This window comes from Methylovulum miyakonense HT12 (assembly GCF_000384075.1).
Classification (GTDB): Bacteria; Pseudomonadota; Gammaproteobacteria; order Methylococcales; family Methylomonadaceae; genus Methylovulum; species Methylovulum miyakonense.
Window position 1 is genome coordinate 830939 of the sequence record NZ_KB913025.1, and the last position, 11990, is coordinate 842928.

Consider the following 11990-nt stretch of genomic DNA (forward strand, 5'->3'; position numbering starts at 1 on the left):
CATCAGGTTATCGGATCAGAGCCGTAGGGCGCATTAGCGATAGAGACTGTGAAAGTATTGCAAAATGCTCTAAGAATTAATGATTGCCCACAAAAAACACGAAACAATTAAATAATAACTTTCAATAACTTACACTTAATCTAGTTTTACACTTTCGTGTTTTTTCGTGATTTTCGTGATTTTCGTGGACATAAAATAACTCTTTCACAGTCTCGATAGCGTAATGCACCGGATGGGTGAAGGCCAACATGCCGCTCCGGGATTGTCAGGTTACGCCGTCGCTAACCTGACCTACGCACTCCATTTTTCGTGCTTTTCGTGTATTTCGTGGACAACACCAACACCGCCAAAACCGCCCCCAACGTATCCGCCAGCCAATCCAACACATCCGGGCTGCGCCCTGGCACGAACGATTGGTGCCACTCATCGGACGCGCCGTATAAACTGCTGAAAACAATCACCGCCACCGCCCGTATAATAGGCGGTTTGGCGATACGCCTGAAATTGGCCCAGGCCAAGGCGGCCAGGATAAAATAAGCCCCGGCATGATGCAGTTTATCTTCGCCTGAAAACAAATCCGGCGTCGGCAGTGTCGCTTGGTCGGATAGCCAATAGATGAACCCGCAATACGCCAGTAACCCGAAAACTTCTAAAACTCTCATCATGATGGATAACCTGTTTGATTATGCCGAAGCGTGTTTGCATAACGCCGACATTGCTGAAAAATTGGCTTTGACGCATGAAGCCAAGGCGCGTTTCTGCCGGGGCGAATTAAGCTTGGCTTCCTTGCATCCACCCGCTGATATTGGCCGCATACTGTTTCCCGCCCAACCGCAATTGTTGCCGCCGCGCCTGGTACCTAACCGAAAATTGACGCAACCCGGCGGGGTCGGGGCATTTTTCCATGCCATCGCCCATATTGAATTTATGGCGGTTTATTTGGCGTGGGACATTTTGTACCGCTTCCGGGGACTACCGGACGCATTCTACCAAGACTGGCTGACGGTTGCCGACGAAGAGGCGCAACATTTTGAATTGATTTGCCAGCATTTGGCTGGTTTGGGTTTGGCGTATGGCGACCTTAGCGCACACGGCGGCTTGTGGGATCATGCCAAGGACACTGCCGGGGATGTGTTGGCACGCTTGGCGTTGGTGCCGCGTTGCATGGAAGCGCGGGGTTTGGATGTAACCCCTGGCATTATCAGTAAATTCAAGCAAATGGGTGATGCCGCCAGTGCCGCGTTGTTAGGGCGGATTTTAGCTGATGAGGTGGGGCATGTCGAACGCGGTTCGTACTGGTTTAAGTGGTGCTGCCTGCAACAAGGGCTGGATCCAGAAAGCCATTACCAACAAATGCTTAAACAATATTACCAAGGCGGCAGGCCAAAAGGCCCATTTAACCGAGAAATGCGTATAATTGCAGGCTTTTCTGATACTGAATTGGACTGGTTGGAAGATTCATCACAATGAAGACAAAAAACATATTTGATTATCCGCTGTTCGCGTTGGGGTTTAGGGCTTTTTTCGTTCTCGCCGGGTTGTCGGCATTGATGCTGATCGTCCTCTGGAACGCCATTTTTAAAGGTGAACTGGTGCATGCCAACTATTTTGTCCCTAACCTTTGGCACGCCCATGAAATGCTGCTGGGGTATTCGGTTGCCGTGGTCGCCGGGTTTTTATTGACCGCCGTAAAAAATTGGACAGGCCGCCCCACGTTATCAGGAGACCAATTGGGGGGCCTATGCCTATTGTGGCTTTATGGACGGATTCTGCCGTTCTATGCCGGATTATTGCCCGATAGCTTAATTGCCTTGGTGGATTTTCTTTTCTTGCCCTTGTTGGCTTACCGCGTCAGCCTGCCCATTTTGCAAGCCAAACAAACGGTCAACTTGGTGTTCGTCGCCATCTTGCTGGTATTGGCGGCCGGTAATGGCCTGGTCCATGCGCAAATGCTCGGCTGGACAAATGCTTCGGCCAACCTGGGCATCGGGCTGGTGTTGGCGACGCTGGTTGTCTTGATCCTGGTGATTGCCGGACGCGTTTATCCGTTTTTTACCGAACGCGCCATTTCCGGCACGATGGTGACAAAAAACCCATTGATAGAGGGCCTTTCGATCGCCAGCGCGGTGTTGGTGTTTGCCTTACAACTGGCCCATGTTTCCGGCACTGGGTTGGCGGTGGCGGCGATCATTGCCGCACTGGCCAATTTTGCCAGAGTCTATGGCTGGTACGTGCCCAGGATCCGCTACGTGCCCTTGTTGTGGGTGTTGTATATTGGCTATGGTTGGATTATCACTGGATTTGGCCTGACTGCACTAGCGGCCTATCAACTGGTTTTGCCTTCATTAGCGTTGCATGCGTTTACTGTCGGAGGCATTGCCGTAGTGACCTTGGGGATGATGGCACGGGTATCTTTAGGGCATACCGGACGGGCGTTGCGGGTATCCAATGCCATCGCCCTGGCCTTTGTGTTGATCAACGTTGCCGCCTTACTGCGGGTATTGCTGCCCATCGCCTTGCCAAATTGGTATGACTGGTTGGTCTATGGTTCCACCTTATGTTGGTTGGCGGCATTCGCCTTGTTCATTGTGGTTTATCTGCCCATCCTGACCCAGGCCCGCATTGACGGCCAAGAAGGTTAAACCCCGCCATGTTTTCACACGTCTCCCCTAAATCAGAGTTCTCGGCACGGCAAAACCTGCGCTGGCTGTTCATCTTAAGGAATTTGATGATACTCAGCGAATCTTTGCTGATCATCCTCTCGTCCTATGGCCTGAACATCCACCTGCCGCAACAGCAGCTTTGGATGGTGGTGTTCATGATCGGCGCATTGAATTTTTACACCTCGGTGCGCTTGCAGGCGGAAGAACCGGTCAATGAAACCGAGATTTTCATCCAACTCATTATGGATGTGGTCGCCATCGCCGCCTTGCTGTATCTGACCGGGGGGGCATCGAACCCGATCATTTGGGTGTTTTTGTTGCCCGTGATCATCACCGCGATCATGCTGCCGCATTCTTATGCCTGGTATATGGTGATCATCACCACCTCCATGTACACGGTGCTGATGGCCTTCAATATCCCCTTGCCCGCCATAGAGCCACATTCGCCCAATCCCCATTTGTTGCATTCGGGGGTGAATTATGACGCCTTGCAGCAAGCCCATGCCCTAAGCGATAAGCACTATTTTAATTTGCATATTTTCGGCATGTGGTTTGGCTTTGTGTTCAGCGCAGGCTTGGTGGCGTTTTTTGTTGTGGAACTGGCCATCGCCTTACGTATCCAGGAACGTAACCTCGCCGAAGCCCGCGAAAACGCGCTCCGTGACGAACGGGTGGTGGCCTTGGGGACTTTAGCGGCAAGCGCGGCGCATGATATGGGGACGCCATTAGGGACTATTGCTATCGTCACCCATGAACTGGAGCAAGAGTATCCCGAACACCGTTTTCCTGATTTGCACGAAAAAACCCTGATTATGAAACAGGAAATTGAGCGTTGTAAGGCCGCCTTATCGGTGATGTCGGCCTCGGCGGGCGAACTCCGCGCCGAATCAGGCCGGGTCATCTTATTCGTTGAGTATATTGACGAAGTCATCAAACAATGGCGGACCCATAAAGCCTCCACCAAGCTTAACTTCATCATCGACCCCGACGTGGACACGGACGCGAAGATTATCGCCGAACGCACGCTGACCCACTCCATCATTAATATCCTGAACAATGCCGCTGAAGTTTCACCCGTGGAAAAAGGCATTGAACTGCATGCCAACTGGGATTTACAGCAAGCGGTGATCAAAATCCGCGATTTTGGTGTCGGCTTACCTGCAGAAGTCCTGGAATTTACGGGCAAACAACCTGTCATCAGTAAAAAGCGTGGCCTGGGCGTTGGCTTATTCCTGACCTACTCCACGATCCAACGTTTAGGCGGTAAAATAAATTTATACAACCTCGACTCAGGCGGCGCTTGTGTAGAAATTACCATACCCCTATTAAATGCAGAGCAAAACGATGACAGCACAGGAACTGGATAAACCGCGGTTATTATTGGTAGATGATGACGAGACTTTTTGTAAGGTCTTGAAAAACGCATTGGAAAAACGTAATTATGAAGTGCTGGTCGCCAACGATGTCGCCAGCGGCATTGCGCTGGCCGAACAAACCCTGCCCGAATATGCCGTGATAGATTTGCGCATTGGTTATGAATCCGGCTTGGAATTGGTCAAGAAACTGATTTCCCTGGATGACAACACCCAAATCGTCATGCTGACCGGTTTCGCCAGCATCGCCACCGCCGTTGAAGCGATCAAGCTCGGCGCGATCCATTATTTGACCAAACCCGCCAACGCCGATGAGATCGTCAACGCGCTGAATAAAAACGAAGGTGACGCGTCGGTATCCATCAGCGAAAACCCCTTGTCTATCAAACGCCTGGAGTGGGAGCATTTGCAAAAAGTGCTGATGCGCTATGACGGCAACATCTCCGCCGCCGCACGCGCACTGAACATGCACCGGCGTACCTTGCAAAGGAAATTGGATAAAAAACCGGTGCGCGAGTGAATTTGATGGAATGGGGATTCCCATGTATTACAAATAATGGGGTTCAAAGCCATTAGCCCCCCTTGAGGGTTATCCGGCATGGCGTGCGGGCAAAAGCATCCCGCCGTTGATTCGCGGGCTTTCCTTGCTCGGCGAACCAGCCGTCACAAAAGTTGAATTTATCTGCCACGCCTTTACTTTCCATATTCAAAACTTGAAAGATGAAAGCTAAACTTATGTTACCGACAAACCTGTTCCAATTTTTTCGGCTATTGCCCTTGCTGTTCTTGCTGGCCATTCCAAAGTATGGCTGGGCGGCACCAATCCAAGTGACCGTAGACCGCAATCCGGTCAATCTGAATGATTCGTTCCAGGTCATTTTCACCGCCACCGAGGAACCTGACGATGACCCTGATTTTAGCCCGCTGGAGCAAAATTTTTCGATACTCCACCAAAGCCAAGGCAGCAGTTCGTCATGGATTAACGGGCAAACCAGCAAAACAATCCAATGGACGCTAAATGTCATCGCAAAAACGGCGGGGAATTTGGAAATCCCGGCCATCCATTTTGGTGACGATGTCACCGCGCCGGTACCGGTGCAAGTGCAGCAAGGCGGCACGCAACAAGATGCCGACACCCATGAGGAAGTGTTTCTAAAAGCCGAAGCCACACCAACCAACGGATATATCCAAGCGCAAATCATTTACACCCTGCGGGTTTTTACCCGCGTTGAGATTGCCAGGGCGCAATTGTCCGAACCGGAACTGGCGGACGCGGTGATCGAAAAACTAGGTGAAGACACCAACTACAACACCGAAATCAATGGCGTTGCGTATTCGGTCACAGAACGCAAGTACGCGGTTTTCCCGCAAAAAAGCGGTGCCTTGACCATTAAGCCCTTGGTATTGACCGCCGAAGTGCTAAGCGCCAACCGCTCGCTTTACAATAATTTTTTTAACCCCCAAGTCGCCAAGACGAAACGCGTCGAATCGCCCGCGATCAAATTGGACATCAAACCCGCCCCCAGCTTAACCGCAGGCCACCCTTGGCTGCCTGCCGAACAATTGGAATTGAAACAGGCGTGGTCTGGCGATACGGCGCACATGAAAGTGGGCGAACCCTTGACCCGGACGTTGACCCTGCAAGCCAAGGGCATCACTGTCGGGCAATTGCCGGAGTTGGGTTCCAGCCAAAATAACGGCGCATTTAAGACTTATCCCGACCAGCCTGTACTAAAAGAAAACAAGGGCAGCGACGGCCTGACCGCCTTCCGGGAAGAAAAAATCGCCCTGATCCCTTCCCAAGCAGGCAGCTATACCTTACCTGCGGTTTCCATCCCCTGGTTCAACACCCAAACCCAGAAAATGGAAGTGGCCAGCATCCCGGAAACCGTAATCACCGCCATAGCCGGAGCCGATGCGCCCGCACCAGCCCCGGCAACCCATGCGCCACCTGCGGCCTTAAAGCCCGTGGAAAGGCCACCCGCCGCACCGATCACCAGCACAACGCCAGCCCCTACCGACGATTACTGGCCCTGGCTGGCGTTAGTGCTTGCAGTAGGGTGGCTTGCGACCTTGGTTTATTTTTTGCGTAACAAACCTGCCAACAAAGCCATGCCTGATGAAGCCGCCATGGAGAGGGAAATGCGCTTTAAAGACACGGTTAAGCGCTTAAAAAAGGCTTGCGCCGAAAATGACGCACCAGCCGCCAAAAAAGCCTTATTGGATTGGGGACGACAGCAATTCCAAGCAACCAGCCTGGGCGCGATTGCCACGCATTGCGAGGCGCGTTTGCGTGATGAGATCCAGGAACTGAACCAGGTGTTGTATGGTAAGGATACCGGCCAATGGCAAGGCAAACGCTTGTTCCAGACCTTTACTGAGAATCAGGCGCGGGCAAAGTTGGCGGGAAAAGAAGACAGCCCGCTAGAACCTTTGTATCGGCTGTAGAGACTGCCAACCCGTTATGGCAGGGTGTGGATCTGTATCTAAACTTAACTGGCAGATTGCTCCAGATATTCCCTCGCCATGAACAACGCCGCGATAGACCTCGCCTCGGTGCACTCGCCCGTCGCCATCAGGGCGTTAAGGTCAGCGAGCTTCCAGGCGATGACTTCCAATTCTTCCGGCTCGTCACCGTCCAATTTTTCGGCATACAAGTCTTGGGCAAGGATAATTTCGGTGGTGTGTTCGAGATAGGATGGGGCGACGGAAAACGTGCTTAAATGATATAGGCTATTGGCGCCAAAACCGACCTCTTCTTTCAGTTCGCGGTTGGCCGCTTCAAAAAACGATTCGCCCGCATCGACTTTGCCTTTCGGCAAGCCCAATTCATAGCGGTGTGTGCCTGCCGAATATTCGCGGATCAATAATACCGTTGTGCTGTCAAGCATCGGGACAACCAACACGGCGCCGCCCATACCGCTTCTTGCCAGGCGTTCATATTGGCGTAACTCGCCATTGCTAAACTGTATGTCCAATGCTTCGATCCTGAACAAACGGCTTTTAGCAACAAGGGTTTTGGTAAGGATAGTCGGTTTTTGTGCCATCGGGATATTTATAAATTCAGTGACCTAACTATAACGCACTCTTATGATAGATTGGAACAAAATTGATACCGTGATGCTGGATATGGACGGCACACTGCTGGACTTGAATTTTGACAACCATTTCTGGAAGGAATTTGTGCCGTTGAAATATGCCCAGCAGCAAGGATTATCCCTAGCAGAAGCAAAACGGCAGCTCATACCGCGCTTTAAAAGCATGGAGGGCAAGCTGGAATGGTACTGTTTAGATTATTGGAGTGACGCCCTGCAATTGGACATTGCCGGATTGAAGGCGGAAATTGCCGGACTGATCACCGTGCTGCCGCATGTCACGGACTTCCTGGAAAAAACCCGTTCCTCATCAAGGGCATTGTTTTTAGTGACCAACGCGCATCGGGGCGGCCTTGATATAAAAATGGCAAAAACCTGTTTACATGTTTTTTTTGACGCCATTATCTGTTCCCACGAACTAGGGGCCGCCAAAGAACAGCCAGGCTTTTGGGCTTTGTTGCAGCAACAACAAGCGTTTGACAAACAAAGGACATTGTTGGTGGATGACAATTTGGCGGTGCTGGAATCAGCGCGGCGGTTTGGCATCGCCCATGTCGTCGCCGTCGCCAAACCGGATAGCCAGCTACCTAAACGCGAGATTAACGGCTTTCCGGCTATTGAGGATTTTCGGGAGTTGATGGGCGGGCTTTAGGCTTGAAAGGCTTGCCACCGGTTTTAAAGCGTTTTTCGCCATTGGCTGGCCTAGCCTCGCGTATTTTTCTTTCCGGCACGATGACTTCGGCCAACAGCTCCTTAGGGATGGCTTTGACAGGGATTTTTTGCCCAATGTATTCTTCAATATCGGGCATGGAATAAGCGTACTGCTCGCAAACAAAACTGATCGCCTCGCCGCTGGCCCCAAAGCGGGCGGTGCGGCCTATCCTATGCACATAATCTTCCACGTCTTGCGGCAAATCGTAATTGAACACATGCGACACATCGGCGATATGCAGCCCTCTGGCGGCAACATCGGTGGCGATCAGCAAGGTGATGCGGTTTTCCTGAAAATCATTCAATAAGCGCTGGCGTTTATCTTGCGGCACGTCGCCACTCAGGGCGGCGGTCTTATAGCCGTTGGCATTGAGCGTGTCATCCAGTAGCTCGGCACAGCGTTTGGTGTTGACAAAAATAATGCTGCGTAAGGGCTGGTATTGGTTAAGGATGCCAAGCAACAGCGGCAGCTTTTGGTCGTTAGAGGGGCAAAACGCGCTTTGCTGTATGGCTTTGGAAGTGACCTCCTCGCTTTCGATCCGGATCAGCACCGGATTGTTCATGTGCTCGTAAGCCAGCTCGGTCACTTTATAAGACAAGGTCGCTGAAAACAGCATATTCAAGCGCTTATCGGGCGGCGGCATGCGGTGCAACAGATAGCGGATGTCTTTGATAAAACCCAGGTCGAACATGCGGTCAGCTTCGTCCATGACAGTGACTTTGACATGCTCTAACGTAAAAACTTTTTGTTTGTAAAAATCAATGATGCGCCCTGGCGTGCCGATAATCATATCGACATTGGATTTTATTTTTTCCCGCTGCTTCTCGTAATCCGTACCCCCGTAAATCAGCGCGAATTTCAAATCCAAATGCTTGCTGAGCTGCAACGCATCCTTATGTATCTGGATCGCCAGCTCACGGGTTGGCGCGAGGATAATGGCCCGAGGGTTATTGATTTTTTTTCTGACAGGAACGGCAACAGGTGCCGGAACGATTTCAATATCAACATCTTCCGGATCAACATCCACCGGTTCGTCATAGCCGTCATTGATGAGATACTGGAAAGCGGCCAATAAAAACGTCGCCGTTTTACCGGTTCCGGTTTGGGCTTGTCCGGCAATATCTTTATTGCGTAGCAGCAAAGGGAGGGCTTTATCCTGAATGGGCGAGCAGTTTTTGAACCCGGCCTCATTGAGGCTACGGAGTATACTGTCAGATAATTCCAAATTGCTAAAGCGTGTTTCAGTGAGATGAGTCTGTTTCATGGGCTATAGCATAACGTAAAATCCCAATAGGTTAAAATGCTAAGCCTAAAAATTGATTGACTCACGTTGCCAAGCCTCCTATAGTTTCGAATTTTATTTGTTGGAGAATTAGTGTGAGTGACTCAGTCCTTCATGTAAGTGATAGTGAATTTAGTGAAACAGTCCTTAAGGCCGCCGGCCCTGTCCTAGTCGATTATTGGGCTGAATGGTGCGGGCCATGTAAAATGATTGCCCCGGTTCTGGATGCTATTGCGGAAGAATATGCGGGCAAATTGACTGTAGTAAAAGTGAACATAGATGAGAACCCCAAAACGCCACAACATTATGGCGTACGCGGCATCCCAACACTGATGCTATTTAAGGATGGCGAAGTGGAAGCCACTAAAGTCGGGGCTCTGACCAAATCAGAACTTACCAAATTTCTTGACACCAATATCTAGCTTGCCTATTGGCTCAGATCTGTCACAAAAGGTTGGACGGGTCTGAGTGCATCAGTTATACTTATCCGGTGCGGTGGTCACGCGCACTCAATCATATCATCCGATAGTTACACCCCTGAATTATCAATCCATCCATCCTATACAAGTAGTTAGGCTGTACAGCACTAACCGCTTTCCTTCGGGTTATCTTTTTTATGAATCTTACCGAGTTAAAACTTAAACAAATCAGTGAAGTCATTGACATCGCCGAGTCTTTAGGCCTTGAAAATGTTGCCCGATCACGCAAGCAGGATTTAATTTTCGCCATCCTTAAAAAACAAGCGAAAGCAGGCGACGACATTTACGGCGACGGCGTTTTGGAAATCTTACAAGATGGTTTTGGTTTTTTACGTACACCCGGATGTTCCTATCTCGCAGGCCCAGATGATATTTATGTTTCCCCTAGCCAAATCCGGCGGTTCTCGCTAAAAACGGGCGATACTATCAGCGGTAAAATACGGCCACCCAAAGACAACGAACGTTATTTCGCCATGCTTAAAGTTGAGCAAATCAATTTTGAGCCACCCGAAAACACCAAAAACAAAATCTACTTCTCCAACCTAACCCCCCTGTTTGCCAAAGAGCGCTTTGTCCTCGAACAAGGCAACGGCACCAGCGAAGACCTGACCGGACGCATCATCGACCTGATCGCGCCTATCGGTAAAGGCCAGCGGGGCCTGATCGTCTCGCCACCGAAAGCCGGTAAGACCATGATCTTGCAAAGCCTCGCCCAAGCGATTGCCGAGCAAAACCCCGAATGTTATCTGATTGTCCTGTTAATCGACGAACGCCCTGAAGAGGTCACGGAGATGGAACGTTGTGTGCGCGGGGAAGTGATTTCCAGCACCTTTGACGAACCCGCCGTCCGCCATGTGCAAGTTGCCGAAATGGTGATAGAAAAAGCCCGCCGTTTGGTCGAGCACAAACACGACGTAGTCATTTTGTTAGACTCCATCACCCGCCTCGCCAGGGCCTACAACACGGTCGTGCCTTCATCAGGCAAAATATTGACGGGCGGCGTCGATGCCAACGCCCTGGAAAAACCCAAACGCTTTTTCGGTGCGGCGCGTAATATCGAAGAAGGCGGCAGCTTGACCATCATCGCCACCGCCTTGGTTGATACCGGCTCTAGGATGGACGAGGTGATTTACGAAGAATTCAAAGGCACGGGCAATATGGAATTGCATCTGGACCGCAAAATTGCCGAAAAACGCATTTACCCGGCGATTAACATCAACCGCTCCGGTACCCGCCGCGAAGAATACCTGGTCGACCCTGACACCTTGCAAAAAACCTGGATACTGCGCAAAATTTTGCAGCCTATGGACGAAACGGCGGCATCAGAATTTTTAATCGGCAAACTAAAAGACTTTAAGACCAATGCCGAGTTTTTTGACTCGATGAAACGCTAAAAACCAACGACTTCATCAACCAGCCCAAGCTCTCACCCCAATTTAAAACCAGCAAAGAAACCCACCACACCACTCACGCCTTTGCTGGTGATGCTAGACAAACGGCCCACCAAAAAATCCCCTGACGTTTTTGCCGCATGGGTTGCGGAATTGGCGGCATGCTGCAAGTCCGCGTCGCTAATATTGACCACCCCATAATATTCAGCCACAAACAACATCACGATAGCCGCGCCTGAAACAAAAAGGGTGATGCGGAGCATTTTCTTGGCAAAATAACCGACCGCCATACCAATAACAAACGGCGCACCGACATTACCGAAGAGAAAAGCCGAAGAGAAAAGGTCTTCTGAAGGTGAAGACTGGAGAATATTGTTACTCATAGTTGTTGTAGTCCCGTTATTTTATAAACCTCTCCGGCGGCATAAGCACCAGAAAAGCGGCTTTTCAACCGGAAACATTATAACAAATTAACTATGATCCTGATGGACGCCACTATGCCAAAGGAACAGCGGCAAAAAAGGCCGGGCTTAGCGCAAGCTATCCGGCCATATAATGGAGGAAGATAATTTGACTCTTGAGCTACAGCCCACCTAAACCCATGCCAAGCCGCTCAGCTTTTTCCCGGCAACATACCAACCGAACCGGGTTTAATGCGTTTACAGGTCACCACAACATCTTCAAGATGGCATTGCTTTTTGCCAACATTGCCCCCGCTGCAATCCTGGCAAACAGGTTTACCGTTGTCCTTGACTGCATCGACATGCCAACCGTACCCTTGCGACTGGCAAAACTTCTTGCTGTACTTGTTAATGTTGAACGGCTTGGACGCATGGCCAATGGCCTCGGCTTCGCTTGCACAGCCGGGTGACGGCAAGGTGTTCGCCATCAAATCCCGATAAATGTATTCGGTCGCCAATGCCTCCCCAGTAAATGATGCGCCGGAGAGCAAAACCACCAAAGGCAGCAGAGCGGTTAATTTATATTTCATGAAA

13 protein-coding genes are annotated in these 11990 nt (G+C 50.6%); 8 read left to right on the plus strand and 5 right to left on the minus strand.

Annotated features, from left to right (window positions below):
• Nucleotides 1–281 precede the first annotated feature (281 nt).
• Nucleotides 282–665 carry a VanZ family protein gene (locus METMI_RS0104380; RefSeq protein WP_019865022.1) on the minus strand — a complete coding sequence of 128 codons (384 nt, stop codon included), beginning with the start codon at nucleotides 663–665 and terminating at the stop codon, nucleotides 282–284.
• Between the two features lies 1 nt (nucleotide 666).
• Between METMI_RS0104380 and METMI_RS0104385 the strand changes: the two genes are divergently transcribed.
• The 5 genes from METMI_RS0104385 to METMI_RS0104405 all read left to right on the plus strand — a co-directional run bounded on the left by METMI_RS0104385 (nucleotide 667) and on the right by METMI_RS0104405 (nucleotide 6484).
• Nucleotides 667–1470 carry a ferritin-like domain-containing protein gene (locus METMI_RS0104385; RefSeq protein WP_029151479.1) on the plus strand — a complete coding sequence of 268 codons (804 nt, stop codon included), beginning with the start codon at nucleotides 667–669 and terminating at the stop codon, nucleotides 1468–1470.
• Nucleotides 1467–2642, plus strand: coding sequence for an NnrS family protein (locus tag METMI_RS0104390; RefSeq protein WP_019865024.1), 1176 nt, complete (start codon nucleotides 1467–1469; stop codon nucleotides 2640–2642). Before METMI_RS0104385 ends, METMI_RS0104390 begins: the two co-directional genes overlap by 4 nt.
• A gap of 8 nt (nucleotides 2643–2650) precedes the next feature.
• Nucleotides 2651–4030: an ATP-binding protein gene (locus tag METMI_RS0104395; RefSeq protein ID WP_029151480.1), complete on the plus strand. Its 1380-nt coding sequence runs from the start codon at nucleotides 2651–2653 to the stop codon at nucleotides 4028–4030.
• Entirely contained in the window at nucleotides 4008–4556 is a 549-nt protein-coding gene (locus tag METMI_RS0104400) for a response regulator transcription factor (protein ID WP_019865026.1), read from the plus strand. The genes METMI_RS0104395 and METMI_RS0104400 overlap by 23 nt, the downstream gene beginning before the upstream one ends.
• Nucleotides 4557–4771: 215 nt before the next feature.
• On the plus strand, nucleotides 4772–6484 hold the full coding sequence (locus METMI_RS0104405) for a BatD family protein (protein WP_019865028.1): 1713 nt from the start codon (nucleotides 4772–4774) through the stop codon (nucleotides 6482–6484).
• 44 nt (nucleotides 6485–6528) lie between these two features.
• On the opposite strand, the gene nudE is transcribed toward METMI_RS0104405, so the two are convergent.
• Nucleotides 6529–7083 (minus strand): ADP compounds hydrolase NudE, encoded by a 555-nt coding sequence (gene nudE / locus METMI_RS0104410; RefSeq protein WP_019865029.1) that lies wholly within the window; start codon nucleotides 7081–7083, stop codon nucleotides 6529–6531.
• Between the two features lie 43 nt (nucleotides 7084–7126).
• Between nudE and yrfG the strand changes: the two genes are divergently transcribed.
• Complete coding sequence (yrfG, locus tag METMI_RS0104415; RefSeq protein ID WP_019865030.1) at nucleotides 7127–7783, plus strand: GMP/IMP nucleotidase; 657 nt, start codon at nucleotides 7127–7129, stop codon at nucleotides 7781–7783.
• Here the strand turns inward: yrfG and METMI_RS0104420 are convergent.
• Nucleotides 7746–9107, minus strand: a complete 1362-nt coding sequence (locus METMI_RS0104420) for a DEAD/DEAH box helicase (protein WP_019865031.1) — start codon at nucleotides 9105–9107, stop codon at nucleotides 7746–7748. The two genes, yrfG and METMI_RS0104420, sit on opposite strands and share 38 nt — an antisense overlap.
• Before the next feature lie 113 nt (nucleotides 9108–9220).
• On the opposite strand from METMI_RS0104420, the gene trxA reads away from it, so the two are divergent.
• Nucleotides 9221–9547 (plus strand): thioredoxin TrxA, encoded by a 327-nt coding sequence (trxA, locus tag METMI_RS0104425; protein WP_019865032.1) that lies wholly within the window; start codon nucleotides 9221–9223, stop codon nucleotides 9545–9547.
• A gap of 194 nt (nucleotides 9548–9741) precedes the next feature.
• Entirely contained in the window at nucleotides 9742–10998 is a 1257-nt protein-coding gene (gene rho, locus METMI_RS0104430; RefSeq protein ID WP_019865033.1) for a transcription termination factor Rho, read from the plus strand.
• 32 nt (nucleotides 10999–11030) lie between these two features.
• Here rho and METMI_RS0104435 read toward each other — a convergent pair whose 3' ends face one another.
• Nucleotides 11031–11378, minus strand: coding sequence for an FUN14 domain-containing protein (locus METMI_RS0104435; protein WP_019865034.1), 348 nt, complete (start codon nucleotides 11376–11378; stop codon nucleotides 11031–11033).
• A 230-nt stretch (nucleotides 11379–11608) separates the two neighbouring features.
• Nucleotides 11609–11986, minus strand: a complete 378-nt coding sequence (locus METMI_RS0104440; RefSeq protein WP_019865035.1) for a hypothetical protein — start codon at nucleotides 11984–11986, stop codon at nucleotides 11609–11611.
• Nucleotides 11987–11990 lie beyond the last annotated feature (4 nt).

Excerpts from the sequence above, each read along its gene's own strand:
- METMI_RS0104380 (WP_019865022.1), bottom strand. The coding sequence starts at position 665 with ATGATGAGAGTTTTAGAAGTTTTCGGGTTACTGGCGTATTGCGGGTTC.
- METMI_RS0104385 (WP_029151479.1), top strand. The coding sequence starts at position 667 with ATGGATAACCTGTTTGATTATGCCGAAGCGTGTTTGCATAACGCCGAC.
- METMI_RS0104390 (WP_019865024.1), top strand. The coding sequence starts at position 1,467 with ATGAAGACAAAAAACATATTTGATTATCCGCTGTTCGCGTTGGGGTTT.
- METMI_RS0104395 (WP_029151480.1), top strand. The coding sequence starts at position 2,651 with ATGTTTTCACACGTCTCCCCTAAATCAGAGTTCTCGGCACGGCAAAAC.
- METMI_RS0104400 (WP_019865026.1), top strand. The coding sequence starts at position 4,008 with ATGACAGCACAGGAACTGGATAAACCGCGGTTATTATTGGTAGATGAT.
- METMI_RS0104405 (WP_019865028.1), top strand. The coding sequence starts at position 4,772 with ATGTTACCGACAAACCTGTTCCAATTTTTTCGGCTATTGCCCTTGCTG.
- nudE (WP_019865029.1), bottom strand. The coding sequence starts at position 7,083 with ATGGCACAAAAACCGACTATCCTTACCAAAACCCTTGTTGCTAAAAGC.
- yrfG (WP_019865030.1), top strand. The coding sequence starts at position 7,127 with ATGATAGATTGGAACAAAATTGATACCGTGATGCTGGATATGGACGGC.
- METMI_RS0104420 (WP_019865031.1), bottom strand. The coding sequence starts at position 9,107 with ATGAAACAGACTCATCTCACTGAAACACGCTTTAGCAATTTGGAATTA.
- rho (WP_019865033.1), top strand. The coding sequence starts at position 9,742 with ATGAATCTTACCGAGTTAAAACTTAAACAAATCAGTGAAGTCATTGAC.
- METMI_RS0104435 (WP_019865034.1), bottom strand. The coding sequence starts at position 11,378 with ATGAGTAACAATATTCTCCAGTCTTCACCTTCAGAAGACCTTTTCTCT.
- METMI_RS0104440 (WP_019865035.1), bottom strand. The coding sequence starts at position 11,986 with ATGAAATATAAATTAACCGCTCTGCTGCCTTTGGTGGTTTTGCTCTCC.